Below are 26,984 nucleotides of genomic sequence, written 5' to 3' on the forward strand. Positions count from 1 at the left end.
CCGTCCGCGGATGAGCCCAGCTTCCATCCACGCCGTCATTCCGGGGCGCGCGAAGCGCGAGCCCGGAATCCATAGCCCCAGGACGGCGTGAGACGCGCGATGGCCGTGGCGCATGTGGTCGCCCCAACATCCGCTCGTGAGTATGGATTCCGGGCTCACGCTTCGCGTGCCCCGGAATGACGATCGGAGAGAGTTTGGCAGCTCTCACATTCGACGTCCGTGCGCGGGCTGCGCTCATCCGGGCCACGATTTCAACGATTGCCTACGACCTACTTCACCGCGTGCATCTGCGCAGTCAGCCGCTCCATCGCGCTCGCCACGTCCTGCCATTGCGACAGCCAGCTGCGGGGGTAGCGAAACACGAGATCCGCGCCCTCGACGCGGCGCTCGCTGAGGCACATGCCCGGCGTGGCGGCATCACGCGTGCAGCGGGCGACCAGCAAAGGCTGCTCGGCCGTGAACAGATCCTCCATGTCGTACGCTGTGCCCGCGCGGAAGCTTCGCATGCTCAATCCGTCCTGCACCGGCACGGCCGTCGGATTGAGATAGCGCGGATAGATCGTCTTCAGTCGCATCTCGGGCGACATCGCGTCGTGATGCGCCGATATCGAGACGAAGATGCGATCGATCGGGTGCGGCGCCTGATCGATCTGGTCGGCGCTGACGTGATGCGGCGCCTCGGGCGGCGTGAGCGAGGGATATTCGAAGCCGAGATCGACGCGCTCCTGCGGCCCCGTATGGCGCTGGATCTTCACCCGGATGGCGGCCGCCGGCACGTTGAACACGGTGCCGCCGATGCTGACCGGCAGGCGCTCGGGTCCCTTGAAGGTGCCGGCGCGCCAGGTCGGCCAGAGCAGGTAGGCGACCAGCGCGATTGCCGCCGCCGCCAGCACGCAGCCCAGGATGATCGGCACGGCATGGCCATGTCCGTTCGAAGGGCGGGCACTGCGGACCGAAAACATCGTCATGGCGGGCAGGGGATCTCAAGGACCGAATCAGCGCCGACTATGCCATGGCGATGCGGCATTCTGCAGAAACTTACCTGCAGGGAGCCGCGCACCGGCCGCGGCCGCCATTAACCCTTCCTTAAGGATAATGTGGCGGGCGCGGTCGCTTTTTGCCAAACCAGCATCGGTCAGTTCTGCAAGTGTGTGAGTGCGTACGATGTCGGCAGAGGCGTTCAATTCCCTGTTCTCGCTCCTCATCGGTTTCGCCTTGGCCGGCGCCTTGGCGAGCGGCTACCAGGCCTATGCCGAACGTCCGCCGGGATTCGAGCTGCTGCAGGAGGGCGTCACGCCCCGGCGGTTCGCCGCGGTGCCATTCCTGGTGTTCGCCGCGCCTTTCATCATCATGCGCAACACGCTGCGCGGCGCCCGCATCGAGCGCCGTCGCTTCGAGTTCGTGATGCTGGCGACCGTGATCGCCGGCTTCTGGAGCATGATGTGCGGCACCTTCGTGGTGATGACGCTGCGCGCCGCGGGCGTGCTGGCCTAGTTCCCGTGCCGGGCGCCGCAGCGGCGCTTGCTTGAAATCGCTCCGGGGGCTGTGCCAAGGTCGCCTGCGAACGGGAGACCTCGATGGCCATCTACGAACTCGACGGGCAGGCGCCCGAGCTGCCGGCGGACGGCAACTACTACATCGCCGACAATGCCACCGTGATCGGCCGGGTGAAGCTCGCCAAGGAGGTCACGGTCTGGTTTGGCGCGGTGATCCGCGGCGACAATGACTGGATCGAGATCGGCGAGAGCTCCAACATCCAGGACAACGCCACCTGTCACGTCGATCCTGGCTTCCCGCTACGCGTCGGCCGCAACGTCACCGTCGGCCACAACGTGATCCTGCACGGCTGCACCGTCGAGGATGATGCCCTGATCGGCATGGGCTCGATCATCATGAATGGCGCGCATATCCGCCGCGGCAGCGTCGTTGGCGCCGGCGCCATCATCACCGAGGGCAAGGATTTTCCGGAATACTCGCTGATCGTCGGCGCGCCCGCGCGTGTCGTGCGCACGCTGGAGCCGGCGCAGGTCGAGCGCATGGGCATCGCGGCCAAGGCCTATGTCGCCAAGGGACCGCGCTACACCAAGGGTCTGAAGAAGATCGGCTGACATCACGGCCGATGGAGTCGGAGATTCTTCACGTCCCTTCGGACTCGCCTGCCTCCGCTGCGCTGGCGACACGTTCGTGGCCGCTCGCCCACAGCGCATGCTGTTCGCTGCCGTCCTGATAGGGATTGGCCTCGGCCGGAATGTTCTCGCGCGCGGCGCGCTCGCCCTGTTCGAACGGGTCGGTGCTCATGCTGACGTCCTGCTCCTCTGCTTCGGCTTGTGCTTCGACTGGTTTCTGGACTTGTCGTCGGGCTCGTTCTTGCGTTTGCGCGCAGGCTTGCCTGCGCCATCGCCATCCTCCGCAGCGCTCTTGCGCAGCGCGTCCTTCAGATCCGCCGGTACGCCGTGCTTTTCCAACAGGTCCATGAACGCCTCGTCGGCGAGGTCCTGCAGACTCAGCATCTGATCGCCGCCGAGCTGCTTGAGCTTGTCGAACGTGTCCTCGTCGAAGGCGATCAGCTTGCGCACGGCTCCTTGCTCTCCTCGCCCCATCAATCCTCTCCGATCAACATTCGTTCCGGAACGCGGTCCGTCCGGTTGGGTTGAAGTGTAAAGGGAGACGGTCCCATGGCCAGGTTTTCATTGGGCACTTTGATCGTGATTGCAGGCCTCGGCACGGCCACTGCGGTGTTTGCGCAAGGCGGTGGCGGCGGTGCGGGAGGCGCTGGCGGTGGAGCGAGCGCCGGTGGCGCGGCGAGCGCGGGAGCCGCCGGCATCGGCACGACCGGTACCGCTGCAGGATCAGGGAACGTCGCCGGTCTCGGCAACGCGCAGAACGGAGCCGGAAGCGGCAGCAATCCCTCGCGGCTGTCGCAACCGGGGGCGGCAGCTGCAAACGGGACTAACAGCCTCGGCACAGCGCAGTCGTCCGGCTCGGGCGCAAGCCGGGTGGGGTCGAGCAATTCCGGCGTCACGACCGGCGTGGGTCGTGGAGCGGCGGGAGGCACCGCGGCGACGGGACCGAACCGCGCCAGTGATACCGATGAGCAGGTTCAGCAGGAGAACAAGACGGTCGACCGGAAGGTGAAGAGCATCTGCCGCGGTTGCTGAATATTGCCCGCGGCTCCGGACGTCACGTAACGACATCGAGATCGCGCAGATGTGAGCGGGGTTGCCCGCGCGCCGTTCCAAATCCGGCTTAGAGACATCCCGCTGGGAGCACAGAGTACAATGACGCTCTCATGCCGGTTGAATTTGGAGACGGATCGATGCGCAAGAGATTGATGGGATTGCTGGCGGGCGCCGTGATCGCGGCCGCAATGATTCCGGGCATGGCGTCGGCGCACGGGCCGGGCGGTTTCCATCATGGCTTCGGCCATCGTGGCTTTGGCCCGGGTTTTGGACTCGGGTTTGGCTTGGGTTTTGGTTATCCCGGCTACTACGGATACGGAGGCTATCCCTATTACTACCCGTACACCTACGAGGACCTCGGCGGCTGTTACGTCGCCCGCAAGCGTGTGCGGACAGCGCGCGGCTGGCGCTTCCGCAACGTCGAGGTGTGTGAATGAAGCTTGGGCGAGGCGACCGGCCGATCCGGTCACTTCGCCTTAACGACATCTCGTGACGATTTGTTGCCGCTCCGATCGGCGGAGCGGCGGCGGAGAAGTAGCTGGCGCAACGCTTGCATGGGATCCAGGCATGATCAACACACTCACATCCCCTGAACTCACGTTTGTCTTCATGGGCGTCGTCGTCAGCCTGGGCGCCGCGCTGGTCTGGATGGCCTGGGAGCTCGAGCAGGGCGGCAGGCAGCTGGCGAAGATCCGTCGCGACGATCGTCGCCTGCGCTAGCAGCCGACGGTCCGGCGCCCGCATGAACGCAAGCGACATGCGGCAAGCGACATGCGGGAAGCCTCGCGGGCGCAGTCTGACGGGTTCGCTCGCCCGGGCCGCGGCTGTCAGCTCAGCACGCCATATTTCTTGAACCACGCCTGCATCTGCGCCCAGCCGTCCTCGGCGGCGTCCTTGCGATAGCTGGGGCGATAATCGGCGTGGAAGCCATGCGGCGCGCCGGGATAGATCTTGAACTCAGCGGTCTTCTTGTTGTCGGCGAGCGCGGTCTTCATGGCTTCGACGCTGGCGACGGGAATGCCGGTGTCGGCTTCGCCGTAGAGGCCGAGCACGGGCGCCTTCATCTCGGGTGCGAGCTGCGTCGGGCTCTTCGGCCAGGCGGGATTGGGCGGATCGATCAGCGGGCCGTAGAACGCAACGCCCGCCTTCAGCGCCGAACTATGCGCCGCATATTCCCACACGGTGCGGCCGCCGCGGCAGAAGCCGACGATGCCGAGACGCGAGGTGTCGCCGCCCTGCGACTTGGCCCAGGCCACCGTCGCGTCGAGGTCCGACAGCAGCTCCGCGTCGGGCTTGGCATTCACGATCGGCAGCAGGTCCTTGATCTCGGTGATCTTGGTGAGGTCGGTCCCGCTGCGGAAGTAGTAGTCCGGCGCCACGGCGAGCGCGCCGAGCTTGGCGAGACGGCGCGTCACGTCCTTGATGTACTGATGCAGGCCGAAGATCTCCATCGCGACCAGCACGACGGGCGGATTGCTGGCGCTGGCGGGGCGCGCGAAATAGGCCGGCATGTCGCGGTCGCCGACCTTGATCTTCGCATCTCCGGCATTCAGGCCGCTGGTGTCGGTGGTAATGACCTCGGCCCGCACCGGGCCGGCAGCCAGCGTGTAGCCGGCCGTCACGGCAGCGGACGCGGTCATGAAGCCGCGGCGTGAGAAGGGGGCGACTTTTGTCAGCCCGATGACATCGGACGTCAGTGCTGGATCGGCGGACATGGGGGCTCCTCTGCGTCTTACGGGCGCATTGAGCCGAGAATTGACGGGGAAAAGCAAGTCACCAGCCGGAGAGCCGCGGCGTCGGATCCGTTCCGGGCGGTCGAACGCGCCGCCACAAAAAACAAGGCCGTCGGCGCAGTATGGCGCCAACGACCTTGCCAGCCCCGGATATTGAAATTGGCCCTGTGCCATCCTGAAATTGGCTCGCCATCCGGTGAAGGCAGGATGGCGTGACTCCCGGTTTCAATCTGTGAAGCACTTCACAGGATCCTGGGAATATTCGGCGGGCTTTCTACGAGCAGGCGTCGGGACCGGCCGTCTCAGGATCGGTTACGACGATGCCGATGGCCGCCGCGGCTGGCATGGGCGCGGGCGCGGATGCTGCGGTTGCGTGGAGCAGGCGCGGCCTGCTCCGAGCTCTGCGTGCTGGCGAACGACTGGCGCAGGCCATCGATGGAGTCCTTCAGGGTCGAGACCTGGTCCGACAGGCGCTTGGTGTCGGCCTGCTGGGCCGCGAGCAGGCGGCGCATGCTCTGCAACTGCTCCTGCATCATCTGCAACTGGTCGATCGATTCCTGCTGGGTGGCCTCCAGGCCCTTGGTCTTCTCCACCAACTGCTCGGACGCCTGCACCGTGCGCGCCTGCAACTGCCGCGTCACCGCGCCGCGCTCGGCTTCCGGCGCGCCGCCATAGGCACGCCACAACATGATGCCGCCGATGCCCGCGATCAGCACCACGAGCGTCGCGGCTGCGAGCGCGATCGGCTGGGCGCCCTTGACGGGGGCCGGGCTGAGCTTCTCGGGGTAGCGTCTGGTGTCGCGCGTCACCGGATTCATCACGAAACCACCCAAATTGAAAAAGCTTCGGATGCTCCTCCCGAAAACTGGGAGAGGCGAAAAACTCGAGCAGAGAACGCTGTCCGCCCAGCCCGCAAATCGTGCATCTGGCGAACGAACCAAGTCGTCAGGTTTTGATTAGGAAATCCGACAAAAGCGAGGCCTGCAAGCCCGAAATGGCGCGCCCGCCGCATGCACCACGCCGGTTCCGGGGCGCGGTCGCGACCAGCCGAAAACTGCGGCCGGACAAATGCTTACTGCGTTGCGCTGCAGTTCCGGCAGATCGTGAGCTTCTGCTTGAGGCGGGCCTCGTCGGCGAGGTCGGCCGCCTGTTCCTCCTCCCAGCTCATCCGGCCGCGATAGCCGGAGCTCGACTGCGCGGACATCACGTCGACCCGCGAGTCGCCACGGCGCTTCGCGCCTTTGCGCGACGTGCCGATGTCCGGCTCCGTCACCATCTCGGTGTCGGCGTCGGAGGTGGCGACACGGCCGTCCCAGTCGGCCGCAGCGCTCGTCGGCTGCGCGGTAATCACCGCGGGCGTAGCGGCCATCGCCGGCGCGGCTGGGCCCGCCGCGGCCAGCGGTCCCGAGCAGCCGGCGCCGGACATGCAGCAGTTCGCCAGGGTCAGGGCCGCGGCCAGCAAGGTCGCGCTTCGCAGGATCATCATCATGCCGACAACCTAAACCCGACGGTCGAGGGAAAACAAGGTTGGCCGGCCGTTGCCGCGCCCCGCCTGCGACATATCGTCAAAGCAAGGCCAAAAAAAGTTGCGGCCAGGCCTTGGGGGAGGCCTGGCCGCGCGCGAACCGGTCTGGGACGGGGAGGGGTGGGGATGTGACCGGGTCGCGTAACTCGAATTCGTGTCTCGCCTCTCTGATCAGCGCTTGCGGACGCCTTAGCGTTCTCTGGCGCTGGCGGTGGCCACTGCCGGGCGACCGTCGCCGAGCGAGACCCAGACGTTGGGGTCGCTCTGCGACTGCCGCTTGACGAAGCGGTAGCCGGTCTCGGTCCAGGCGACGACGCTCTCGTTCTGATTGTCGAGCACGTACTCGCCCTTGTCGGTCTTCACGGTGAGGACGGCGTGTCCTTCACCCTTCTTGTCGCGCACCACCGTGATCAGCAGCGCCTCGCGGGGCCAGCCGGCATCGATCAGCAGCTTGCGCTTCAGCAGCACGTAATCCTCGCAGTCGCCGTAGCCGTCCGTCGGCAGCGACCATTTCTCGACCACGCCCCAATGGTCCATGTCGGTGATGGGTTTGACGTTCTCGTTGACCCAGCGATTGACCTTTAGCAGATCGCGCCAGGCGGTCTGGGACAGCACGATGTCGCGGGGCTGCGACGCGCCGCCGCGGCATTCCTCGGGCGCCTCGGTGCAGAACTCGACCCAGCCGATCGGCGCCCGTGCGGTGTCGCCCAGGCTCGCATAGAGCACCCGGTCATCACCGGCATGCGCCATCCCGCCCATCGCCATCAGGAAGGCTGCGACCGCCCACCCCGTTGCCTGTCCCGTCCGCTTGACCATTTTGGCCCCCGTTTTCGTTGGGACCATGTGTCTCACAAAGATTTTTCGCTGCCGCTAAATCGCCACGATGGATTTGACGCAAATCCAAGTAAAACAAAGGGCTTATTCGACTTTCACTTGAATCGAATCTAGCTAAAATTTGAATCATTCGCGGTTGAATCGAATGCGCTGCATTAAGCCGGGAACCACTGCCGTTGCAGGGTCCCCTGCGCTTTTCCCGTCAACTATTAACTGCGCCGGATCACCTGTGCGCTGGCCGAACGCCACACGGCGCCCGTGGTGGCGGACGCCGTGTGCTCCGTGAAGTTGCGGGATTTCAGAGGCTTGCGGCTTTACCGCGCGGTAACGCTGTCTTCGAGCGTTTCGGCGAGCTGGGCGTGCGTGAACTCGATCGCGAAGCCGCCTTCGAGATTTCGCACCACGCGCGCCTGGACGCGGCCGAGCATGACCTGCGATTTCAGCGGCGGCCTGGTCTCGGCCGCAATCGCCGCGCCCGACAGCGACATGTCGATGATGCGGCAGGTCATCTTGGTGCCGTCCTCGAGCGTCAGCACCGCGATCGGGTTGCGCGGAATGATACGGTCGTGGCGGCGATCCTCCGGCAGATTGAGGATGTCGCGATTGGCGAGCCAGGTCAGCTGCGCGGCGAGCTTGTCGCGCTTGCGCGCGGTGGCGCCGATCGTCATCGCGAAGCCGTTGTCGATGATGCGGGTGATCTTGCCCTCGACGCGGCCGATATGGTCGAGATAGGCGATCACGCGGTCGCCGACATTGCCGATGCCGGGCGCGAGCAGCGCCAGCCCGCCCGGCGACATGTTGATCACCTGGCAGGGAAACTCGCGCCGGTCGGGCAGCATGTAGCGGCCGAGCAGGTGGACCTTGACCCGCTGGAAACGGCGGCGCTCCTCGGCGGCCGGAAGAGAGAGTTTTTTGTTCGGCAACGCCATGTTTCGCCACTCAAAGCCGGCTCTTAGCGTGCCGGATGATCCAGTGTTGAAACTAAGTCCTTCACGGTTAATTCAGCGTTACGTTGTGCTCCTGCAGCACTCTGCCGCGGGCCATGACGAGCTGATAGAATGGGCAGGCGCGACATCGCGCCAATGACGCCAACGGAGATGGGAGAGACGTTCATGCGGAGCTTGTTGGGAGCCGTCGTGGCGGTCGTGGTCTGCGTGGTGGCTGGATCGCCGCCGGCCGCGGCAGCCGAGATGAAGGTGACCCTGCTCGGGACAGGCACGCCGACGCCGCGGCTGTCGAGCTTCAGCGCCTCGACCCTGATCGAGGCCGGGCCTGAGCGGCTGCTGTTCGACCTCGGACGCGGCTCCACGATCCGCCTGTTCCAGAAGAGCATCCCGCTCGGCAGCATCACCGCGCATTTCCTCACCCATCTGCATTCCGATCACGTGGTGGGACTGCCGGACATGTGGCTGAGCGGCTGGATCGGCACGCCCTGGGCCTCGCGCAAGGGGCCGATGGTCGTGTTCGGACCGAAGGGGACAGTGGCGATGACGGAGAATCTCACCAAGGCCTTCTCCGAGGACATCCGCATCCGCATCGATGACGAGCACTATCCGCCGGAAGGCGTCGCCTTCGCCGCGGCCGACATTGGGCCCGGCGTCGTCTACGAGCGCAACGGCGTCAAGGTGAGCGCCATCGAGGTCAATCACGGCGAGAAGATCAAGCCGGCGCTCGGCTATGTCGTCGAATTCGACGGCAAGAAGGTCGTGCTGTCCGGCGACACCAAGCCCGATCCGCGGGTGGAGAAGGCGGCGGAGGGCGCCGATCTTCTGATCCACGAGGTGGCGGTGATCGATCCCGAACTGATCAAGACCTATCCGAACTATCGTGCGATCGAGGACCATCACACCTCGCCGGAGGAGGCCGGCAGGATCTTCACCGAGGCGAAGCCGAAGCTGGCGGTCTACTCGCACATCGTGTTCGCCACCGTGAAGCCGGTCCAGGACGTGCCCGAAGAGGCGCTGATCGCGCGCACGCGGACGAGCTATCAGGGCCCGCTCGTGGTCGGGCGCGATCTCACGTCGTTCGTCATCTCGGATCAGGTCGCCGCGTTTGCGCCCGACGGCAGTCCGATCACGCCGCTGACCGGCTCACATTGAGGAGGCGGGACGGCAGCCCAGATCCCGTAGCCCGCATGAGCGCAGCGACATGCGGGGACGTCTGTCCGCCGGAGATTCACCGTCGGCGTGCGACAGCTTCGACGCGGGCACGCGATGTAAGGATGGTCTGTCCCGGATGTCGCTTTCGCCTGCGCCCTTCGGGCTCCGGCTGGCGCTCATCCGGGCCACGAAATCGGCGCTGCACTCAGCGCAGTCCCTCATACACCATCAGGCCGCGGGCGAGCGCGAGCTTGCGCAACGCGCGCGGCACGATCGGCTCGGCGGGCGGATGGATGTAGCGCCATGACACCATCTCCAGCGGACCGAGCGCGCCTTGCGGCGTCTCGAACGGGGCGAGCAGGCCGGTCAGGCTGATCGGCTCATGCGCGCGGGTGGCGAACGGCAGCAGCAGCAGTTCGAAATGCGCGGTCGTGCGATCCGGCGCCTGCGCCGTCACGCCGGCGATCGCCGGCAGCGTCTCTTCGCAGACCACCGCGGTGATCTCCTCGATCTCGCGGCGGCTGGCGGGCGCGAACTGCGCCGGAAAGCTCCTGTCCTTGACGTCGCCGCCGAGCAGGGCGCACAGCCGCGTGCCGGCCATGCGGAACGGAAAGCCGCTGTCGGCATCGCAGGACAAGACGAAGATGTCGCCGAGCAGCTCGCGCACGGCCGACGGCTCGAAGTCGCAGCGCTCCGGCGCCTTGGCATGGCCGCGCCTGTCGTTCCAATAGGCGAAGAGCTCGCGATTGGACGGATGTTTCATCTCGGTGATCCCTCGCGCCCTCGACGTCACGGAGGACATTGCTGTCCCGCTTTCGTCCAGGCGCCTCCCTGGTTTGTTTTCGCAGGAGGGGTGGTGCAGCGTCCATGCCGATGGTGCGATCGTGCCGGCTTTCCCCCGGCCTTCCGCGCGTTAAGGTTAAATTAACGATGAGCTTGGCGGCCGCCGAGCGATCGTTAACAATGCGTTCATCAGATCGCGGCCGGAAGGTGGAAGGTCCGCCGCGATACGGTGAGTTACACGCAGGCGGCGTCAAACAAGTCTGGTCGTCGCGACGGGGCGGGGTGAGGAAAACGACCCCGGGCGCTCCGGACGCGGCAAAGGCCGGCAGGTCTCGGAGGGAGGGTTTTCTCAGAACCCTCCCTCTTTCTTTTGGCGGATCGGCTGTCCTTTCGCCTCCGCAGCCCGGGGCTGCACATCAACTCTGCCGCCATGCGCTTGCACAGGCCGGCCAAAGCCGCCTATCTGACGGATCTGTTCCTCTCGTCGAAGGCGTGCGTTCCGTTGGATTCCCCCTCGTCAGACCTCACGCAGGATCCGCCGCTCCAGCAGGCGCGGGAGCCGATCCTCAATCTGCCGGGCGCACTGACCGCCTACATCCTGCTGATCGCGGTGATCCATCTGCGTGTGCTGCTGCCGGACGAGTGGAACGGCTGGATCATCGACCTGTTCGCCTTCGTCCCGAAACGATACGACCAGACCCTGATGGACGGGGCGTTTCCCGGCGGCACGCCGGCCAAGATCTGGACCTTTTTCAGCTACTCGCTGCTGCACGCCAATCTGGCGCATATCGGTTTCAACGTGCTTTGGCTGCTGCCGTTCGGCAGCGCGCTCGCGCGCCGCTTCGGGGCGGTCAGGTTCTATCTGTTCATGGCGGTGACGGCGGCGGCCGGTGCGCTGGCGCATCTGCTCACCCACGAGCACGCGCTGGCGCCGATGATCGGCGCCTCGGCCTCGGTGTCCGGCACCATGGCGGCGGCGATGCGCTTTGCCTTCGTGAGCGGCAGCTTCCTGTCGTTCACCCGCGGCGATGCCGAGGCGGCGGCCAGGGTTCCGGCGCTGTCGCTGACGCGTGCGCTGCGCAATCCGCGGGTGCTCGGCTTTCTGGCAGTGTGGTTCGGCGTCAACATCGTGTTCGGCATCGGCGGCATCACGCCCGGCGCCGAGGGCGCCGACGTCGCCTGGCAGGCTCATATCGGCGGATTCATCGCCGGACTGATCCTGTTTGCGCTGTTCGATCCCACCCCGCATGTGCGTGACGATGCTGCGCCTGCGTTGCCGTCCGACGTGGTCGACCGTTAGGTGCCGCGATCCTGCGCTTGCGAGCGCAGGTGATTTCATTCATCATTTGCGTCCACTGCAACCGGGGCACGATTCCGGATGAACGAAAGCAGGCGATTTGTGCCGCGCAGGCCAGCTTGCGGAGTGCAATGCAACCAAAGCGCGATCAGAAGGATTGGATCCGTTGCATTGCCAGACTGTTGATTGAAGACTCGCTTGACTGACGATCGCTGGAAGCATCGGCCGCAACGACGCCTCGCTCAAGAAGGCACACCGGCCCCTCAAGGAGACGAGCAATGACAGTACGTGCGATCCTCGACACCAAGGGCCATCAGGTCGAGAGCGTCGAGTCCCAGACCACACTCGCCGAAGCCGCCAAGCGGCTCGCCGACCGCAAGATCGGCGCGGTGCTGGTGATGTCGGGCTCCCGGATGGAGGGCATCCTCTCGGAGCGCGACATCGTCCGCGCGCTCGGCGAGCGCGGCGCCGCCGCGCTGACCGAGCCGGTGTCGAACGTGATGACGCGGCGGGTGGTGAGCTGCAAGCCTGCGGATACCGTCGCCTCGATCATGGAAATGATGACAAACGGCAAGTTCCGCCATCTGCCGGTGATCGAGGGCGGCGTCGTGGCCGGCCTGATCTCGATCGGCGACGTCGTGAAGTGGCGCGTCCAGGAATACGAGGCCGAGCAGGAAGCACTGCGCCAGTACATCAAGACGGCGTAGTCGCTCCGCCGCCGGTCGGCGTCACCGCGCCGATCGCTTCCTGGATGGAATCCAGCGCACGTTCGGCCGCCCTGGTGCCGAACGCGATGAGGTCGGCCGCGCGATGAAAGTCGAACCAGCCGATCTGGCCGACGCGCGGCGAGATCAGAAGGTCCGGCGGATCGCCCGCGAGGCGCGCGCGGGTGATGCGGTCCTGCATGATGTTGAAGGCGTCGACCATCACCGACGAGATGCCCGGCCGGCCGCCCTCGCCGAAGAACTGCCGCTTCACCGCGCGCTCCGGCGAGAACAGCCTGCGGAAGCGCCGCTTCGGCGGCGCGCTCTCCATCACCGTCTCCGGCACCTCGACCGGCTGGCCGTGCGAGTAGATCGTCGTCGAATGCGTGAACACGTCGCTCGACAGGTTGGCGGCGATCACGATCTCGGCGCCGAGCGCGCGCGCCGCCGACACCGGCACCGGATTGACCATGGCGCCGTCGACCAGCCAGCGGTCGCCGATCAGGACCGGCGCGAAGATGCCGGGCAGGGCGTAGGAGGCGCGCATCGCGTCGACGAGGCTGCCATGGGTCAGCCAGATCTCGTGCCCGGTGCGGATCTCGGTCGCCACCGTCGCCACCTTCATCGGCAGCTCCTCGATGGTGACGCGGCCGAGCGAGGCTTCGAGTTGGGCGGCGAGCTTCTCGCCGCCGATCAGGCCGGAGCCGTTGAGGCGGATGTCGAGATAGCCGAGGATGTTGCGCATCTGCAGGCTGCGCGCCCATTCCTCCAGCGTATCGAGCTGGCCGGCCGCATAGGCGCCGCCGACCACGGCGCCGATCGAGGTGCCGACCACGACATCGGGCACGATGCCGTGCGCCATCAGGGTCCGGATCACGCCGATATGGGCAAAACCGCGCGCCGCGCCGCCGCCAAGCGCAAGGCCGATGACCGGCTTGCGGATCGTGCCGAGACCGACATCGGAACCTTCGGTTCCGTTCGCACGGCGTCCTTTCAGAATGTCCAGCACCGAGATCTCCACGCCTACGCAAACTGTGTGCAACGAGTCGGCAACGGACTCATGAAGCATGACAGCCTAGCACCAGCCTACCAGAAGCATCCTTTATGCCGGGTCGACGGGAGCGCCGGATGCCGCTGATTTGAACTCTCCGCCGGAGAATGCGACCAAGTCGCGCGCTGCTTACGGGGTTCCTCCGGGACAGTTGAGTAGAGGCTTGAATTTGCCGCGTTTTTGTTCAAAAGCAAGACGATGACGACAGGTCGCGGGTTCACCAGATTCCGGCGCAGCGGGCGGCTATGGCTTGTGCTCGCCTTGTCGTGGCCGCTGACCGGGCTCGTGACGCCGCCGGCCGCGGCGCAACTGTTCAGCGACCGGCCACCGCCGATTCCGCCGGCTTCGGTGCCCGATCCCGGGGCGGCGGTGAGCCTGGCGCCACCCTCCGGCCCCGCCGCCGGTCCCATTCCGCCACCGGCCCCGCAGGTGCTGCCGGGACCGCCCGTCGCCGCGATCCCACCCGGCGCGCCGGCTGCGATCCCGCCGGTTGCTGCTCCACCCGCCGCGGCTCCCAATCAGGGCGTGCTGTCGCTGTCGGCGCGGTTCGGAAAGGACCTGCCGAACATCAATGGCGGTCTGGTCTGGCGCGTGTTCGCCGACCGGCCGGACGAATCCGGCGCCTTCAAGATGCTGCGCGAGGATCGCGGCCCGACGCCGAACATCGTGCTGCCGCCCGGCACCTATGTCGTGCATGTCGCGCTCGGCCTCGTCAGCGCGGTCAGGTCGGTGAACCTGAAGACGGAGACCGATCGCGAATCTTTCGTGCTGCCGGCCGGGGGCCTGCGCCTCGAGGGCAGGGTCGGCACCAGCAAGATCCCGCAGAACCAGATCTCGTTTGCCATCTACAAGGGCAGCCAGTTCGACGGCCGCGAGCGGGCGCCGCTGGTGCCGAACGTCGCCGCCGGCGACATGCTGATGCTGCCGGAGGGCACCTATTACATCGTCTCCAACTATGGCGACGCCAACTCGGTGGTGCGCTCCGACATCCGCGTCCAGGCTGGCAAGCTCACCGACGTCACGGTGACGCACCGCGCCGCGGTCATCACCTTGAAGCTCGTCTCCGACAAGGGCGGCGAGGCGCTCGCCAACACCGCCTGGTCGGTCATCAACCCCGGCGGCGACGTGATCAAGGAATCGATCGGCGCCTTCCCCAAGGTCGTGCTGTCCGAAGGCGACTACCGCGCGATCGCCAAGAACGAAGGCAAGGTGTTCGAACGCTCCTTCAGCGTCGTCAACGGCGTTGACGGCGAGGTCGAGGTGCTCGCGCGGTAAGCGGCTCGCACGCGAAATGGCACCGCAGAAGGACACCGACTCTCCCCGCTATCTATGAGAGCCAGCCTCCGGGAGAGCCGCATGCAGATATCCCACATCATCCGCCAGGCCATCGAGATCGGCGAGCGCAAGGGCTGGATCACGTTCGACGAGCTGAACGCACTTTGCCCGGCTAACACAATCGACCCCGAGGACATCGAGCGGATCATGCGGGCGCTCAGCGACGCAGGCATCCGTCTGGAGGAGGACTGATGCAAGAACAGCGTTTTTGGCAGGAGCGCGCCTGACCACGGGTGTCGTCCCGGCGAACGCGGGACCCATACCGCGGATGCTATCGGGGGACCTAGCTGTCAGTGGCCCGCATCACCGCGGCCGGTGGCTATGGGTCCAGGCTCAAGGCCGGGACGACAGCGGCGATTGTCGAAGCAGTGGTGCGCGACACGACTCGCCAAGTCGTGCACATCTGCCCGTCGGGTTAATTTGTCGCACTTATTAGTTCTTGCGCCGTCGGGCAAATCAGGCGGATCTTTCCGCGCATCCCGCCTCGAGATGAGGGGCGTATCGCGGTCGTCACGAGACGCGAGGCGGGGAGCGGTGGGCGTGGTGGATTGCAGCGCGGGTTGCCCGCGCCGACGAACAATTCGCCACGCACGGTCAAGTCGCGCGGTCCTGATATCCCGATGCTGATGTCAACTCACGTTGAGGCTTCGCTTCGCGTGGGGATGGTGGCCAGAAAGCCCGGCGCACCAGGGAGAACGCGAAGCAGCCGTTCAGCCATCGCGCAGGGAGGGCCGGGTTTCCGGCTGACCTGTGGTACCTGCCGCCTGCTTTTTTTCGCAGGCGGGCCACGGGCCTCAGTCGAGGTCCGGCTCTCCCTGCGCCCTCTGTTCGAAGGGGGCGGTTCGATTAGCAAAACTCGGGCAGATATTGTCGCGAGATCGCAGGTTCACGTCCGCATCTATGCCGTATCCGTATCGACCTCGCCGTTGCGACATCGGCGACGAACGTGAAGCGATGCTGTCATAGTCGCTAATGCGCGATAACCATGGAACCACTTAAAACTGTCACAATCGCTGCGCGCGAGGCGCGAAGCCAATGCATTTACAGCTCGTTAAAGCCGTGTCTGCTTCAGATACCGTCGGGACCGACAGGGTGGCGATTGAGTGGGAATGATGCGTGCCGCGACGACCAAGGCGTTGACGACGATCAGCAGCGATCTGTTTGACGACATTCCGGTGCTCAGGCGCAAATGGCAGGCGGCATTGAAGCCGGGCCAGCGCCTGCCGCGCTACGAGGACGTCATGCTGGGCAGCCTCGGCCGTCTCGCCGATCATATCGCGGTGCTCAACAACGAGGACGGTGGCCTCCAGATTTCGCGCAGCGGCCGCTACGTCCAGCAATGGCTGCAGGACGAGCGCTGGGACGTCGCGGTCGAAGCCGTGTCGCCGGATTGCGCCACCGTGCTGGTGGAGGCGGCCAATTGCGCGCTCGTTAGCGGCCAGCCCTATCTCGCTCATGCGCATTGCGTCCGCGACGGCATGGTCCGCAGTTATGACGTGCTGGCGCTGCCGACCAACTCGCGGTGGGGCAGTACGCTGGTCGGGACCTACGTCAACGAGCGCGACGCGCAATATAATCTGCTCGATGCGATCTTCTCGACGACGGACGACGGCGTGGTCTCGCTCGCGACCATCCGCGACAGCGTCGGCATGCCCTGCGATTTCCAGGTGGTTCATCACAATCGCGCGGCGGCCGACCTGCTCAGGCTGCCGTCGGCGACGCTGCAATGGCATCGGCTGAAACAGGGCGGCAACATGCTGTGCACGCCCGAGGTGATGGCGCGGCTGTTCGACGTCGTCACGCACGGGCGGAGCGACCAGTTCGAGCTCGACAGCGAGGCGCGCAGTCTCAGGCTCGGCGCCCACGCCTTTGGCGACATCATTTCATTGACCATTGCCGACGTGACCGCGCTGAAGCGGCGCGAGGCCTCGTTCCGGCTGCTGTTCGACGCCAACCCGGTGCCGATGTGCATCCTCGATGCGAAGACCGCGCAGATCCTCAATGTCAACGATGCGATGGTCGGGCACTATGGCTACGGCCGGGCGGATCTGCTGTGCATGAATGTCTGGGATCTCTGGCCGCCGGGCGAATGGGAAAGCCTCGATGACGCGCTGCTGCGGCTGGCCGACGGTGATCTGTTTCACCGCGACTGGCGCCATCGCAAGGCCGATGGCAGCGAGATCGAGGTGCTGACCTACGGCCGCGAGATCACCTTCGATGGCCGCGACGGCGTGCTGGTCGCGATCGTCGACATCACCGAGCGTCGTCGCGCCGAGGCGCGCATCGCCTACATGGCGCACCACGACGGGCTGACCGGCCTGCCGAACCGCGAATTCTTCCAGCAGCGCCTCGCGCAGGAGCTCGACGGCGCCGGGGCGGCCGACCGCCGCATCGCGGTGATGTGCATCGACCTCGATCTGTTCAAGACCGTCAACGACTCCTTCGGTCATCCGATGGGCGACCGGCTGCTGCAGGCGGTCGCGGGCCGCCTGACACAGCAGATGCATGGCGGCAAGCTGGCGGCGCGGCTGGGCGGCGACGAGTTCGCGGTGATCATCAGTCAGAGCTGCGGCGCCAGCGACGCCAGTGAGTGTGCCGCCCGCCTGATCGCGGCGCTCAGCGCGCCCTATGACATCGACGGCAACGAGCTCGTGATCGGTGCCTCCATCGGCATCGCGCTGTCGCCGGGCGACGGCGCGAGCTGCGAGGAGCTGATGAAGAACGCCGACATGGCGCTGTACCGCGCCAAGCAGGACGGCGGCCGCGTGCATCGGTTCTTCGAAAAGGAGATGGACCGCCAGGCGCAGAAGCGCCGCGACATGGAGCACGATCTGCGCCGTGCCTTCGCCCAGGGCGAGTTCGAACTGCACTACCAGCCGTTGGTCGACGTCGCGACCGGCGCGATCTCCGCATTCGAATGCCTGCTGCGCTGGCGTCATCCCGACAAGGGCATGATCTCGCCCGCCGATTTCATTCCCGTGGCCGAGGACATCGGCCTGATCGTGCCGCTCGGCGAGTGGGTGCTGCGCGAGGCCTGTCACGAGGCGGCGCGATGGCCCGACGGCATCAAGGTCGCGGTGAATCTCTCTGCGGTGCAGTTCCGCAGCCGCAACCTCGTGCAGGTCGTGGTCCAGGCGCTGGCGCAGTCGGCGCTGGCGCCGGAGCGGCTCGAGCTGGAGATCACCGAGTCTATCCTGCTGGCCGAGACCGAGGCCAATCTGGCGACGCTGCATCAGCTTCGCCAGCTCGGCATCCGCATCTCGATGGACGATTTCGGCACCGGCTATTCCAGCCTCAGCTATCTGCGCAGCTTCCCGTTCGACAAGATCAAGATCGACCGCTCCTTCGTGAAGGACCTCGCGCAGCGCTCCGACTGCCTCGCCATCGTCCGCGCCATCTCCGGCCTCGGCAAGAGCCTCAACATCATCACCACCGCCGAGGGTGTCGAGACATCGGATCAGCTCGAGTGGCTGCGCGCCGAGGGCTGCAACCAGGTCCAGGGCTTTCTGTTCAGCGCGGCCAAGCCGGCCTCTGAGATCGCGGGCCTGCTGGCGCAGTTCGGCACGAGACCATCGAAGGCGGCGTGAGGATTAGAGGGAAGCGTACGGAATGTTGCACGCGGCTTCGGAGTGCCAATTAGTTGGGGGCTGAGGCGTCTCCGCACGTCATTGCGCGGCGCGGCGAAGCAATCCAGACGGCCTCCGCGGAGGAATCCTGGATTGTTTGCGCTCGCAAGGTTGGGCGGATGGAGCGTGGCGCGGCAATGAGCCGAGCGATCGCCGGGCGTCTGGTCCTCAAGGTCGCGCCGGTCCCGCGCGTGCCTTCGTCAGAACCGCGTCACGATGTCCGCGAGCGCCGGACGCGGCCGGTCCTCGCTCGGCTTGGCCGGCTTGCCGATGTGAATGAGCCCGGCGAGCTTCTCCTCCGTCTTGAGGCCGAGACCGTCCATCACGTCGCGGTCGAACATGAACCAGCCGGACAGCCAGCAGCCGCCATAGCCGAGTGCGGTGGCCGCGGTCAGGATGTTCATCGCGCTCGCGCCGGCGGAGAGCTCCTGCTCATAGGCCGGCACCTTGGGATGCGGCCGGGTGAAGCTGACGAGGCCGATCACCAGCGGCGCCTCCATGAGGCGATTCTTCTCGACCTCCAGCTCGGCGGCGCTCGCCTGCGGGTTCTTCCTGGCGAACACGGTCGCGATGACCTCGCCGGCGCGGCGGCGGCCCTCGCCCTCGAACACGATGAAGCGCCATGGCGCGAGCTTGCCGTGGTCCGGCACGCGGGCGCCGATGGTCAGGATGGTGTCGAGCTCGGCGGGCGAGGGGCCGGGGCCGCTCATCTCGCGCGGCTTCACGGAGCGGCGGGTCTTCAGCAGTTCAATCGCGTCGGTCACGTCGGTGGGTCTCGTTCGTTGCACGCGCGACAGATAGCATGGGCCTCCGCCTGCAACGAGACCACGGCACGGCGTTTTGATCGGTTCTACTGCACCCGGTGCTGCAGCCTTTGCGGGTTTCGGCGAAGACTTCGCGCGGGATGACGCGGATCGGGGCATATCCGATGCGGCCATCTGTCCTAAGCACGATATTCCCAGCGAATTGTCGAACCTTGGGCGGGCCGGTAAAAACATAGTGCTAAGAGATCCGCCGGGAGTTGCCTCGAGTGCAAGATCTGACGTGCCGATGACCGCACTGATTCCGTCACCTGACGCCGTCGCGCGGCTGCGCGGGACGGCTGGTTTCGCACGGGCGATGCGGGCGTCGACGGCATCGGCGATCAGGCTGTATCGGGGCGATCGCATCCTCAATGCGCTGCTGAGCGACCGGGCGCGGGCGCTGTTTCCGCACGTCGCGCTGTATCTGCATTTTGCCGAGCAGCGCGACGGCGAGCTCGGTCTCACCGTCGGCGCCATGAAGGAGATGTGTGCCAGGCTCGACCTGTGCAGCGGCGGCCGCTGCGAGGCCATGCTGGCGCTGATGCGGGCGACCGGGCTGGTGGCGTCGGCCTCGAATCTGGACCGCCGGCGGCGGCCGCTGGTCCCGACCGACAAGCTGATCGCGCTGCATCGCGAGCGCTGGGGCGTACAGTTCGACGCCATGCGCGCGGTGCTGCCGGCCGCCGTGGGTTACCGGGCTGCGTTGAACGATCCGGCCTTCGTGAAGAGCTTCGTGCTCGAGCTCGGCCGTCGCTTCATCGCCGGCGTCCGGATCCTCGACGGAGCGCCGGAGCTCGAGCCGTTTGCCGAACGGACCGCGGGCATGGTGATCCTGTTCAGCCTGGCCCAAGGCGCCGGGCCGGACCAGCCATTCCCGCCCGACGGCCCCGTGCCGTTCTCAATCAACGGTCTGGCGACCCGCTTTTCGGTGTCGCGCAAGCACGTGCTGACGCTGCTGCGAGACGCAGAGGAGAAGCGCCTGCTCATCCGCAGCACCGACGCCATCACCATTCTGCCGCTGGGGCGCGAGGCGATCGAGCGGATGCTCGCGACGATGTTTCTCTACATGGCCGAATGCGCCGACGTGGCGCTGCAGGCCGCGGGTCGAGACAGAGGTTCGGCGGATGCTGTCGCCAGTCTGTCGGCGTAGCCGCGTAGCCCGGATGAGCGCGCGCCGGAGCCCGTCAGGGCGACGGCGGGAGCGACATCCGGGATCTCACGCGCTGTCGCGGCGACACCGCATGTCGCTGCGCTCGTGCGGGCTACGCGCTACGACGTCACGCCGCCTCGCGCTGACGGCGCCGCACGTCCGGCGGCGTCGCCTCGTCGACCAGGGCGGCGATGGCCTCCGCGGTCGGCATCACGGTCTGGCCGTCGCGGCCGAGCCGGCGGACGGAGACTGAATGCGTCTCGGCCTCCTTCTTGCCGACGACGAGCAGGGCCGGGATCTTCTGCAGCGAGTGCTCGCGGACCTTGTAGTTGATCTTCTCGTTGCGCAGGTCGATCTCGCATCTGAGCCCGGCGCGGCGCAGCGCAGCCAGCACCTGCTTGGCGTATTCGTCGCCTTCCGAGGTGATGGTGGTGACGACGACCTGGGTCGGCGCCAGCCACAGCGGGAAGCTGCCGGCATAGTGCTCGATCAGGATGCCGATGAAGCGCTCCATCGAGCCGCAGATCGCGCGATGGACCATCACCGGCGCCTTCTTGGCGCCGTCGGCGTCGATGTAGAACGCACCGAACCGCTCCGGCAGGTTGAAGTCGACCTGCGTGGTGCCGCACTGCCAGTCGCGGCCGATGGCATCGCGCAACACATATTCGAACTTCGGCCCGTAGAACGCGCCTTCGCCCGGATTGATCTCGGTGCGGATGTGGTTGCTCTGCGCCTTGATCTCGTTCAGCACGGTCGCCATCACGCGCTCGGCGTGATCCCACATCTCGTCGGTGCCGACGCGCTTCTCCGGGCGGGTCGAGAGCTTCACCGTCAGTTCACCCTCGAAGCCGAAATCCGAGTAGGTCGACAGAATCAGGTCGTTGATCTTCAGGCACTCGTCGGCGAGCTGGTCCTCGGTGCAGAACACATGCGCGTCGTCCTGGGTGAAGCCGCGCACGCGCATCAGGCCGTGCATGGCGCCGGAGGCCTCGTAGCGGTGCACGACGCCGAATTCGGCGAGCCGCAGCGGCAGGTCGCGGTAACTCTTCAGGCCATGCTTGAAGATCTGCACGTGACCCGGACAGTTCATCGGCTTCAGCGCGAACCAGCGCTTGTCCTCGGCCTCGTCGCCGGCGGACTGCGCCGCGAACATGTTCTCGCGATACCAGTTCCAGTGGCCGGAGGTCTCCCACAGCGACTTGTCGAGGATCTGCGGCGCGTTCACCTCGTCATAGTCGCCGGCGAGGCGCCGGCGCATATAGGCGATCAGCGCCTGGAAGATGCTCCAGCCTTTCGGATGCCAGAACACGACGCCCGGGCCTTCCTCCTGGAAGTGGAACAGGTCCAGCTCGCGGCCGAGCTTGCGGTGGTCGCGCTTTTCGGCCTCCTCGATCTGCTTGAGGTAGGCGTCGAGCTGCTCCTGCTTGGCGAACGCCGTGCCGTAGATGCGGGTCAGCATCGGATTGTTGGAGTCACCGCGCCAATACGCGCCCGCCACCTTCATCAGCTTGAAGGCGTTGCCGATCTTGCCGGTCGAGGTCATGTGCGGACCGCGGCAGAGATCGAACCAGTCGCCCTGGTAGTAGATCTTGATCGGCTCCTCGCCGGGAATGGCGTCGACCAGCTCGACCTTGAAGGCCTCGCCCTTGTCGCGGAACACCTGCTTGGTCTTCGCGCGGTCCCACACCTCCTTGGTGAAGGGTTTGTCGCGGCCGATGATCTCGCGCATCTTCTTCTCGATCGCGGCGAAGTCTTCGGGCGTGAACGGCTCGTTGCGGAAGAAGTCGTAGTAGAAGCCGTTCTCGATGACAGGGCCGATGGTGACCTGGGTGCCCGGCCACAGCGCCTGCACGGCCTCGGCCAGCACATGCGCGCAATCGTGCCGGATCAATTCCAGCGCGCGCGGATCGTCGCGGTCGACGAGCTCGAGCCTGGCGTCCTCATTGATCGGATCGTTGAGGTCGACGAGATCGCCGTTCAGCGCCATGGCGACGGTGCGCTTGGCGAGCGAGGGCGAGATGCCCTTGGCGATGTCGAAGCCGGTGGTGCCCCGGGGATATTCACGCCGGGCGCCGTCGGGGAAGCTGATGGTGATCTTCTCGACCGGAGCGGCGGGCTTCAGGTTGCTGAGGCTGTATTGGAAATTGGACTTTTGCTGGTCGGACTTGGAATCAGGCGATTTCGGATCGGACATGGGTCACTCCTTGAGCTCACTCCTGCGAACGAGCGCAGGTAAGCGGGAGCAAGGGGTATAGCAGGGGATTTTCAGGCTGCAACCGGGAGAGGGACGGGAAAACCGCCCAATTGCGGCTGGTGCGGCGATGCGGAGATTGCCGCCGCGGGCCGGTATGATACAACTTCAAGTGTTCGGGGCGTGGGGACGCGTTTGGCGATGGAGTCTGCAGGAGAGGCGCCGCTGTCTGTGTGTCGGCGCGGCGGCATTCATGTTGGGGCCGCGCTGATCGTGTTCGTGTTGTCGAGCCTGTCGTCGCTCGCGGCCGTTCCGGCGATGCCAAAGCCGGCGACCCAGCCAAAGCCCGCGGCACATGCGAGGCCGGGTGCCCCGGCCAGGCCTGCAACGGAGTCCAGGCCGGCCGCGCGCCGCGCCGCGCCGCCGCGGGTCGCCGACGGCTCGACGCCGATTGCGTTCGCTCTCGTCAAGGGCTCCTCGGACGCCTGTGGACATGGCTGTGACAGCTGGATCGCCGCCGAAGGCAAGATCGACGGCGGCGCCGCGGCGCGCTTTCGCAAGTTCATGAAGCAGATCGGGGAGCGCAGACTGCCGATCTACTTCAATTCTCCAGGCGGCAATCTGCAGCAGGCGCTCGCCATCGGCGACATGCTGCGCGAGCGCAAGGCCGCCGTGCGGGTGGGACGCACCACCTTGCGCGAGTGTGGCTTCGAGCCTCAGGAGGGCGAAGCTTGTACCAAGCTGAAGCTGTCCGGGCGCGAGCTGCATGGCGAGGTCTGGACGCGGGGGGCGATGTGCAATTCGGCCTGTCCCTACATGCTGCTCGGCGCGCCCACGCGTGACATCGCAGCGGATGCGACGCTCGCGGTGCATTCGCCGCGCGTCATCCTGAACTTCACCGGCGGCGTGCCGACCCGCGAGATGCGGGCGCAGGCGATGCAGCAGGCGATGGCGCGGGCCGACAAGATGGTGCTCGACTACATCACCAAGCTCGGCGCGGATCCCGCTCTGCTCACGGTGGCGCGGTCCGTTCCGTTCGAGAGCATGCGCATCCTGACGCGGGAGGAGATCGCGCGGTTTGCGCTCGACAGGCGGCAGCGGGTCGAAAGCCCCTGGATGTTCGAGACCGCCAGCCGTGGGATTGCCTACAAGACCATTCTCGCACGCAAGGACGGTGAGAGCACGTTCCAGACCACGCGCTTGCAGATGGTCTGCTTCGATCAGGACCGCTTCGAGCTCGACGTCGAGCGCATCGCGCCGGCCGGCTCGCCGCCGGGTCCGCTGGCAATGGCGAGCGGAGATATGCGGCTCAATTTCCTCTCGCCGCCGCGGCGGTCGGGCGACCGCGAGACCTGGGGCGTGTTCCTGAATGCAAGCCAGGTGAAAACGCTGTCGTTGATGCCGTCGGCCGAGCTGAGCGATTCCCTGTTGAATGTCGCGCGTCGCAATGTCTCGACATTTCCGGTGAGCAGCGAAGGCCTGCAATCTGCTCTGAAGATGCTGATCGAGAGCTGCCCGCCGTCCAAGGCCGTCGCCCGTCCGACGAGTACGCCGGTTCCGTGGACGCAGATTCCCTCGCCGCAGGCCTCGGCGGCGCAGTCCGCCCCCGCGCCCTGACGAGAATGGCGGCCAGGACGAAGGAGGGAGGACGAAAGAAAGTCATGGGCGGCATGAGACATTTTCATGCAAATGCATGAAATTCTCTGCTATTGAGGCGCGATGACATCCACTTCCGCTTCCGGGCGCTTTGCGCCGACCGCGCTCATGCTCGGCAATCTCGTCACCGGCTGCTCGGTGCTCGCGCCCGCCGGCCTGCTGTCCGAGCTCGCCTCGGATCTCGCTGTCGGCGTTCAGACGGCGGGGCTCCTGATCACCTTTGGCGCGGTGGTGCTCTGCATCTGCTCGCCCTTGACCGCTTGGCTGACGAGCCGCTTCGATCGCCGCCGTCTGCTCGCAGCGACGCTCATGGTCCTCACGCTCGGCAATCTCGCCTCGGCGTTTGCGCCCGATTATGCGAGCCTGCTGGTGCTGCGCTTGGTGATGCTCGCGGTCGGCGCGCTCTATACACCGCAGGCCGCCGGGACGGCGGCGCTGATCAGCCCGGTCGAGAGACGCGGCAGCACCATCGCCTATGTCTTCCTGGGCTGGTCGCTGGCGGCCGCCGTGGGGCTGCCCATGATCACCTTCATCGGCAGTCATTCTGGTTGGCGGGCTGCCTATCTCGCCGTCGGTGCGGCCGGCGCGGTCAGCTTTGTTCTGCTGACATGGCGCCTGCCATCCGGCCTGAAGGGCGCGCCGGTTGCGTTGAAGACCTGGACCGAGCTCGGCCGTAACCGTCTGGTGGTTCTGCTGCTCCTGGTCACGACCCTGCAGATGTCGGGGCAGTTCGTGATCTTCACCTTCATGGGACCGCTGTTGAAGCGCCTGACTGGCGCGGACTCCAACCAGATCGGGCTGGTGTTCGCGATCTACGGCGCCTGCGGCTTTCTCGGCGTCGTCATCGCAACCCGGATCGTCGATGGCTGGGGGGCCTACCGGACATCGCTCTTGTTCACCTGCCTGATGTTCGCCGGTGTGTCGGCCTGGACGCTGGCGGCGGGCACCTACGGCCTCATGGCGGTGGCGGTCGCCATCTGGGGGTTGGGGTTTGCGTCCACCAATTCGATGCAGCAGGTTCGGCTGGTGGCAGCCGCGCCGCCGCTTGCCTCGGCCTCGGTGTCGCTCAACACCTCCGTGCTCTATATCGGCCAGGCCATCGGCTCCGCGATCGGCGGCAGCCTGTTTGCACGCGACCTGCTCGGAGCCTCCGGCTACGTCGCACTGATGTTGCTGACCCTGGCGTTGCTGGCAATTCTGGTCAGCCGCCAGCGCGCGCGGACCGCGGTTCCGGCCTGAGCAGCGGGTTGGCGCTTGGCAAAGCCGGCCCGACCGGATTAAAGGCCGATGTCGTGGGGGGCTGCTGGGGCGTGGATTCTGCCACGGCCGGCGAGTAGCATCGACGGACGTCCTCGCGTGCCCACGGGTCGGATGAGAGAGATATGGCATGAAGAAGATGATGTTGAGCCTGGCCGCAGTGCTGCTGTGCACCCCTGCGCTGGCCCAGAGCGCGCCGATGGTCGGTGACCGTCCGCTGGTGCAGGTCAAGCCGAAGGGGACGAAGACCGCCGCCGCCGCGCCGGCCAAGCCGCAATCGGCGGCCGCCAAGCTCCAGGCCTGCCTGGAGATCGACGACGGAACCAAGGAGCGCCTGAACTGCTACGACGCCGTCATTCCGCCGGCAGCCAAGCCGAAGGCGATGAAGGCCAAGGTGGTCGGCGACTGCAAGTTCACCAAGGAAGAGGATGAGCGGCTCGCCTGCTTCAACGGCTTCGTCGAGAAGCTTCCGAAGTCCTGAGGCATTGCGGCGGCCTCTGTCTCAGCGGCTCGACACGCGGTTCGACATGTCCTGGGCTCCGGCCGCGATCCGGATCGGCGGCTGGGCGGCCGCCATCTTGACCAGCACATCCTTGATCGGGTTGCGGGTCCATGCCTGCGTGACGTAGTCGCGATGGGTGATGCCCTCGTCGGTCTCGACGAAGACGACGCTGCCCGGGCGCAGCGGCCGGTCCATGTCCTCGGAGACTTCGATGCCGCGATTGCGCAGCATCGCCATCAGTTCCTGATCATGCCGCGCAGTGTAGCGCGTGTAGGAGCTGATGAAAAAGCCGGAGCGGTTGCGCTCGACCCAGTTGGCGAACTTGTCGAGCTGGCCGTAGACCGCATCGAGCAACACGACGCCGCGCACGCGGTCGCCGATGCCGCCGACCTCGAGGCTCCAGGCCGTGGGAAGGAAGCCACCGCTGTAGCCGACGATCACGATGGGCATGCCGGCGAACGTCTTCGCGGCGGCCGGATTGCCGGTCAGGCGGGCGAGGCTGGCCGCAGCCTCGTCCATGAAGCGCTTGAAGCCGCCGGGCTGCCAGAACTTGCCGGCGCTCGAATCGGCGGCGTCGACGGCCATCTGCGGCGCGAGCAGCACCGCGTTGACGCCGGCCGCGGTGATCTGCTGCGGCACCAACTGGCGGTCGCGCACGTCGCGCTCCAGCGTGGCGCCGTTGCCGTGGAAGAACACGACGATCACGCCCGGCTTGCGCACATCGAATTGTTCGGGGACGTGCACCAGCACACGGCTGTCGTTGTAGGTCTGGTCCTGCCAGTAGACGCGGCCGGACAAGCTGCGGTGGCCGCGGCGCTCACCGTTGCTGACGTTCAGGAATGGCGCGTCGGATGCCGGATTGTTACCGAAATAGGGAAAGGCCGACGACTGCATGCTGACGAGGGTCGTCAGATCCTCACGCTGCCGCCGTTCCGACCGTTGCGGCTCCAGCGATGCGATCTGTGAGGGCGCCGGCTTCGGAGCGAAGTCGGAGGGCGTGTGAAGCCGGAAGCTCTCCTGCGCGGACGGGAAGCGGTCGCTGAATTCAGGTACCGGAAAACGATCGTCGAAGGTCAGCCCCTGGGCCGTCGATGCGTTGGCGGCCAACGCCTCGGGATTGGGCGCCTTGCCGCAATGCGTGAAGGAAAGGCAGATTGCCAGCGCCGATGCCGCGCGCCACCAGAGGCACGAGCCCCTGCGCACAGACGTCACCACTTTCTCGTCTTCCCCGATCATCCGTCCCCAAAGACGCGTTCGAG

Annotated in this window: 28 protein-coding genes; 15 read left to right on the top strand and 13 right to left on the bottom strand. The window is 66.2% G+C overall.

Going from position 1 to position 26,984, the window contains the following annotated elements; translation table 11 throughout:
* Nucleotides 1-269: 269 nt before the first annotated feature.
* Nucleotides 270-968: a hypothetical protein gene (locus QW863_RS07155; RefSeq protein WP_315714688.1), complete on the bottom strand. Its 699-nt coding sequence runs from the start codon at nucleotides 966-968 to the stop codon at nucleotides 270-272.
* 196 nt (nucleotides 969-1,164) lie between these two features.
* Here QW863_RS07155 and QW863_RS07160 point away from each other — a divergent pair, with 196 nt between their 5' ends.
* Both QW863_RS07160 and QW863_RS07165 read left to right on the top strand, forming a co-directional pair.
* Entirely contained in the window at nucleotides 1,165-1,494 is a 330-nt protein-coding gene (locus tag QW863_RS07160) for a DUF6949 family protein (RefSeq protein WP_009027540.1), read from the top strand.
* Between the two features lie 83 nt (nucleotides 1,495-1,577).
* Nucleotides 1,578-2,108, top strand: a complete 531-nt coding sequence (locus QW863_RS07165) for a gamma carbonic anhydrase family protein (protein WP_315714687.1) — start codon at nucleotides 1,578-1,580, stop codon at nucleotides 2,106-2,108.
* Between the two features lie 28 nt (nucleotides 2,109-2,136).
* Here QW863_RS07165 and QW863_RS07170 read toward each other — a convergent pair whose 3' ends face one another.
* Nucleotides 2,137-2,298: a hypothetical protein gene (locus QW863_RS07170; RefSeq protein WP_315714686.1), complete on the bottom strand. Its 162-nt coding sequence runs from the start codon at nucleotides 2,296-2,298 to the stop codon at nucleotides 2,137-2,139.
* On the bottom strand, nucleotides 2,295-2,600 hold the full coding sequence (locus QW863_RS07175; protein WP_315714685.1) for a hypothetical protein: 306 nt from the start codon (nucleotides 2,598-2,600) through the stop codon (nucleotides 2,295-2,297). The genes QW863_RS07170 and QW863_RS07175 overlap by 4 nt, the downstream gene beginning before the upstream one ends.
* Nucleotides 2,601-2,675: 75 nt before the next feature.
* Here QW863_RS07175 and QW863_RS07180 point away from each other — a divergent pair, with 75 nt between their 5' ends.
* The 3 genes from QW863_RS07180 (at nucleotide 2,676) to QW863_RS07190 (ending at nucleotide 3,899) form a co-directional block, all read left to right on the top strand.
* Nucleotides 2,676-3,158 carry a hypothetical protein gene (locus tag QW863_RS07180; RefSeq protein WP_315714684.1) on the top strand — a complete coding sequence of 161 codons (483 nt, stop codon included), beginning with the start codon at nucleotides 2,676-2,678 and terminating at the stop codon, nucleotides 3,156-3,158.
* 158 nt (nucleotides 3,159-3,316) lie between these two features.
* Entirely contained in the window at nucleotides 3,317-3,616 is a 300-nt protein-coding gene (locus QW863_RS07185) for a hypothetical protein (RefSeq protein ID WP_315714683.1), read from the top strand.
* Nucleotides 3,617-3,746: 130 nt separating this feature from the next.
* Nucleotides 3,747-3,899 (top strand): hypothetical protein, encoded by a 153-nt coding sequence (locus QW863_RS07190; RefSeq protein WP_315715000.1) that lies wholly within the window; start codon nucleotides 3,747-3,749, stop codon nucleotides 3,897-3,899.
* 107 nt (nucleotides 3,900-4,006) lie between these two features.
* Here the strand turns inward: QW863_RS07190 and QW863_RS07195 are convergent, their stop codons facing one another.
* The 5 genes from QW863_RS07195 to QW863_RS07215 form a co-directional block, all read right to left on the bottom strand.
* The gene (locus QW863_RS07195) at nucleotides 4,007-4,819 is read right to left on the bottom strand and encodes a dienelactone hydrolase family protein (RefSeq protein WP_409977902.1); all 813 of its coding nucleotides are present in this window, start codon (nucleotides 4,817-4,819) and stop codon (nucleotides 4,007-4,009) included.
* Between the two features lie 395 nt (nucleotides 4,820-5,214).
* Nucleotides 5,215-5,730 (bottom strand): hypothetical protein, encoded by a 516-nt coding sequence (locus QW863_RS07200; protein ID WP_315714681.1) that lies wholly within the window; start codon nucleotides 5,728-5,730, stop codon nucleotides 5,215-5,217.
* Between the two features lie 254 nt (nucleotides 5,731-5,984).
* A complete protein-coding gene (locus tag QW863_RS07205; protein WP_315714680.1) occupies nucleotides 5,985-6,401 on the bottom strand; it encodes a hypothetical protein in 417 nt (138 codons plus the stop codon).
* Nucleotides 6,402-6,626: 225 nt separating this feature from the next.
* Nucleotides 6,627-7,253, bottom strand: coding sequence for a transglutaminase-like cysteine peptidase (locus QW863_RS07210; RefSeq protein ID WP_315714679.1), 627 nt, complete (start codon nucleotides 7,251-7,253; stop codon nucleotides 6,627-6,629).
* A 332-nt stretch (nucleotides 7,254-7,585) separates the two neighbouring features.
* The gene (locus QW863_RS07215; RefSeq protein WP_315714678.1) at nucleotides 7,586-8,200 is read right to left on the bottom strand and encodes a PilZ domain-containing protein; all 615 of its coding nucleotides are present in this window, start codon (nucleotides 8,198-8,200) and stop codon (nucleotides 7,586-7,588) included.
* Between the two features lie 183 nt (nucleotides 8,201-8,383).
* Here QW863_RS07215 and QW863_RS07220 point away from each other — a divergent pair, with 183 nt between their 5' ends.
* Nucleotides 8,384-9,370 carry an MBL fold metallo-hydrolase gene (locus tag QW863_RS07220; protein ID WP_315714677.1) on the top strand — a complete coding sequence of 329 codons (987 nt, stop codon included), beginning with the start codon at nucleotides 8,384-8,386 and terminating at the stop codon, nucleotides 9,368-9,370.
* 205 nt (nucleotides 9,371-9,575) lie between these two features.
* On the opposite strand, the gene QW863_RS07225 is transcribed toward QW863_RS07220, so the two are convergent.
* On the bottom strand, nucleotides 9,576-10,133 hold the full coding sequence (locus QW863_RS07225) for a PAS domain-containing protein (RefSeq protein ID WP_315714676.1): 558 nt from the start codon (nucleotides 10,131-10,133) through the stop codon (nucleotides 9,576-9,578).
* A gap of 522 nt (nucleotides 10,134-10,655) precedes the next feature.
* Here QW863_RS07225 and QW863_RS07230 point away from each other — a divergent pair.
* Nucleotides 10,656-11,453 (top strand): rhomboid family intramembrane serine protease, encoded by a 798-nt coding sequence (locus QW863_RS07230; RefSeq protein WP_315714976.1) that lies wholly within the window; start codon nucleotides 10,656-10,658, stop codon nucleotides 11,451-11,453.
* Between the two features lie 275 nt (nucleotides 11,454-11,728).
* On the top strand, nucleotides 11,729-12,157 hold the full coding sequence (locus tag QW863_RS07235; RefSeq protein WP_315714675.1) for a CBS domain-containing protein: 429 nt from the start codon (nucleotides 11,729-11,731) through the stop codon (nucleotides 12,155-12,157).
* Here the strand turns inward: QW863_RS07235 and QW863_RS07240 are convergent.
* Nucleotides 12,144-13,163: a patatin-like phospholipase family protein gene (locus tag QW863_RS07240; RefSeq protein ID WP_315714674.1), complete on the bottom strand. Its 1,020-nt coding sequence runs from the start codon at nucleotides 13,161-13,163 to the stop codon at nucleotides 12,144-12,146. The genes QW863_RS07235 and QW863_RS07240 overlap by 14 nt on opposite strands.
* 240 nt (nucleotides 13,164-13,403) lie before the next feature.
* Here QW863_RS07240 and QW863_RS07245 point away from each other — a divergent pair, with 240 nt between their 5' ends.
* The 3 genes from QW863_RS07245 to QW863_RS07255 all read left to right on the top strand — a co-directional run bounded on the left by QW863_RS07245 (nucleotide 13,404) and on the right by QW863_RS07255 (nucleotide 18,127).
* Nucleotides 13,404-14,480 (top strand): hypothetical protein, encoded by a 1,077-nt coding sequence (locus tag QW863_RS07245; RefSeq protein WP_315714673.1) that lies wholly within the window; start codon nucleotides 13,404-13,406, stop codon nucleotides 14,478-14,480.
* 81 nt (nucleotides 14,481-14,561) lie between these two features.
* Nucleotides 14,562-14,732, top strand: coding sequence for an RNA polymerase sigma factor region1.1 domain-containing protein (locus QW863_RS07250; protein WP_315714672.1), 171 nt, complete (start codon nucleotides 14,562-14,564; stop codon nucleotides 14,730-14,732).
* A gap of 920 nt (nucleotides 14,733-15,652) precedes the next feature.
* Nucleotides 15,653-18,127 (top strand): putative bifunctional diguanylate cyclase/phosphodiesterase, encoded by a 2,475-nt coding sequence (locus tag QW863_RS07255; protein ID WP_315714975.1) that lies wholly within the window; start codon nucleotides 15,653-15,655, stop codon nucleotides 18,125-18,127.
* 239 nt (nucleotides 18,128-18,366) lie between these two features.
* Here QW863_RS07255 and QW863_RS07260 read toward each other — a convergent pair whose 3' ends face one another.
* Complete coding sequence (locus tag QW863_RS07260; RefSeq protein ID WP_315714671.1) at nucleotides 18,367-18,930, bottom strand: nitroreductase; 564 nt, start codon at nucleotides 18,928-18,930, stop codon at nucleotides 18,367-18,369.
* Between the two features lie 286 nt (nucleotides 18,931-19,216).
* On the opposite strand from QW863_RS07260, the gene QW863_RS07265 reads away from it, so the two are divergent.
* Nucleotides 19,217-20,119 carry a hypothetical protein gene (locus tag QW863_RS07265; RefSeq protein WP_409977893.1) on the top strand — a complete coding sequence of 301 codons (903 nt, stop codon included), beginning with the start codon at nucleotides 19,217-19,219 and terminating at the stop codon, nucleotides 20,117-20,119.
* Between the two features lie 127 nt (nucleotides 20,120-20,246).
* Here QW863_RS07265 and thrS read toward each other — a convergent pair whose 3' ends face one another.
* The gene (gene thrS, locus QW863_RS07270; RefSeq protein WP_315714669.1) at nucleotides 20,247-22,313 is read right to left on the bottom strand and encodes a threonine--tRNA ligase; all 2,067 of its coding nucleotides are present in this window, start codon (nucleotides 22,311-22,313) and stop codon (nucleotides 20,247-20,249) included.
* A 315-nt stretch (nucleotides 22,314-22,628) separates the two neighbouring features.
* Between thrS and QW863_RS07275 the strand changes: the two genes are divergently transcribed.
* The 3 genes from QW863_RS07275 (at nucleotide 22,629) to QW863_RS07285 (ending at nucleotide 25,704) form a co-directional block, all read left to right on the top strand.
* The gene (locus QW863_RS07275; protein ID WP_315714974.1) at nucleotides 22,629-23,927 is read left to right on the top strand and encodes a hypothetical protein; all 1,299 of its coding nucleotides are present in this window, start codon (nucleotides 22,629-22,631) and stop codon (nucleotides 23,925-23,927) included.
* A gap of 102 nt (nucleotides 23,928-24,029) precedes the next feature.
* On the top strand, nucleotides 24,030-25,205 hold the full coding sequence (locus tag QW863_RS07280; RefSeq protein ID WP_315714668.1) for an MFS transporter: 1,176 nt from the start codon (nucleotides 24,030-24,032) through the stop codon (nucleotides 25,203-25,205).
* Between the two features lie 148 nt (nucleotides 25,206-25,353).
* Nucleotides 25,354-25,704: a hypothetical protein gene (locus tag QW863_RS07285; RefSeq protein ID WP_315714667.1), complete on the top strand. Its 351-nt coding sequence runs from the start codon at nucleotides 25,354-25,356 to the stop codon at nucleotides 25,702-25,704.
* A gap of 21 nt (nucleotides 25,705-25,725) precedes the next feature.
* Here the strand turns inward: QW863_RS07285 and QW863_RS07290 are convergent, their stop codons facing one another.
* Nucleotides 25,726-26,937 (bottom strand): alpha/beta hydrolase, encoded by a 1,212-nt coding sequence (locus tag QW863_RS07290; RefSeq protein ID WP_409977894.1) that lies wholly within the window; start codon nucleotides 26,935-26,937, stop codon nucleotides 25,726-25,728.
* Nucleotides 26,938-26,984 lie beyond the last annotated feature (47 nt).

This window comes from Bradyrhizobium sp. SZCCHNR1017 (assembly GCF_032381375.1).
In the GTDB taxonomy this organism is placed as follows: Bacteria; Pseudomonadota; Alphaproteobacteria; order Rhizobiales; family Xanthobacteraceae; genus Bradyrhizobium.

Coding starts and splice junctions, on each gene's coding strand:
- QW863_RS07155 (WP_315714688.1), bottom strand. CDS start 968: ATGACGATGTTTTCGGTCCGCAGTGCCCGCCCTTCGAACGGACATGGC.
- QW863_RS07180 (WP_315714684.1), top strand. CDS start 2,676: ATGGCCAGGTTTTCATTGGGCACTTTGATCGTGATTGCAGGCCTCGGC.
- QW863_RS07160 (WP_009027540.1), top strand. CDS start 1,165: ATGTCGGCAGAGGCGTTCAATTCCCTGTTCTCGCTCCTCATCGGTTTC.
- QW863_RS07200 (WP_315714681.1), bottom strand. CDS start 5,730: ATGAATCCGGTGACGCGCGACACCAGACGCTACCCCGAGAAGCTCAGC.
- QW863_RS07225 (WP_315714676.1), bottom strand. CDS start 10,133: ATGAAACATCCGTCCAATCGCGAGCTCTTCGCCTATTGGAACGACAGG.
- QW863_RS07255 (WP_315714975.1), top strand. CDS start 15,653: ATGCGTGCCGCGACGACCAAGGCGTTGACGACGATCAGCAGCGATCTG.
- QW863_RS07275 (WP_315714974.1), top strand. CDS start 22,629: ATGCCAAAGCCGGCGACCCAGCCAAAGCCCGCGGCACATGCGAGGCCG.
- QW863_RS07190 (WP_315715000.1), top strand. CDS start 3,747: ATGATCAACACACTCACATCCCCTGAACTCACGTTTGTCTTCATGGGC.
- QW863_RS07165 (WP_315714687.1), top strand. CDS start 1,578: ATGGCCATCTACGAACTCGACGGGCAGGCGCCCGAGCTGCCGGCGGAC.
- QW863_RS07220 (WP_315714677.1), top strand. CDS start 8,384: ATGCGGAGCTTGTTGGGAGCCGTCGTGGCGGTCGTGGTCTGCGTGGTG.
- QW863_RS07170 (WP_315714686.1), bottom strand. CDS start 2,298: ATGAGCACCGACCCGTTCGAACAGGGCGAGCGCGCCGCGCGCGAGAAC.
- QW863_RS07215 (WP_315714678.1), bottom strand. CDS start 8,200: ATGGCGTTGCCGAACAAAAAACTCTCTCTTCCGGCCGCCGAGGAGCGC.
- QW863_RS07245 (WP_315714673.1), top strand. CDS start 13,404: ATGACGACAGGTCGCGGGTTCACCAGATTCCGGCGCAGCGGGCGGCTA.
- QW863_RS07250 (WP_315714672.1), top strand. CDS start 14,562: ATGCAGATATCCCACATCATCCGCCAGGCCATCGAGATCGGCGAGCGC.
- QW863_RS07210 (WP_315714679.1), bottom strand. CDS start 7,253: ATGGTCAAGCGGACGGGACAGGCAACGGGGTGGGCGGTCGCAGCCTTC.
- QW863_RS07285 (WP_315714667.1), top strand. CDS start 25,354: ATGAAGAAGATGATGTTGAGCCTGGCCGCAGTGCTGCTGTGCACCCCT.
- QW863_RS07175 (WP_315714685.1), bottom strand. CDS start 2,600: ATGGGGCGAGGAGAGCAAGGAGCCGTGCGCAAGCTGATCGCCTTCGAC.
- QW863_RS07280 (WP_315714668.1), top strand. CDS start 24,030: ATGACATCCACTTCCGCTTCCGGGCGCTTTGCGCCGACCGCGCTCATG.
- thrS (WP_315714669.1), bottom strand. CDS start 22,313: ATGTCCGATCCGAAATCGCCTGATTCCAAGTCCGACCAGCAAAAGTCC.
- QW863_RS07195 (WP_409977902.1), bottom strand. CDS start 4,819: ATGACCGCGTCCGCTGCCGTGACGGCCGGCTACACGCTGGCTGCCGGC.
- QW863_RS07265 (WP_409977893.1), top strand. CDS start 19,217: ATGACCGCACTGATTCCGTCACCTGACGCCGTCGCGCGGCTGCGCGGG.
- QW863_RS07205 (WP_315714680.1), bottom strand. CDS start 6,401: ATGATGATGATCCTGCGAAGCGCGACCTTGCTGGCCGCGGCCCTGACC.
- QW863_RS07235 (WP_315714675.1), top strand. CDS start 11,729: ATGACAGTACGTGCGATCCTCGACACCAAGGGCCATCAGGTCGAGAGC.
- QW863_RS07185 (WP_315714683.1), top strand. CDS start 3,317: ATGCGCAAGAGATTGATGGGATTGCTGGCGGGCGCCGTGATCGCGGCC.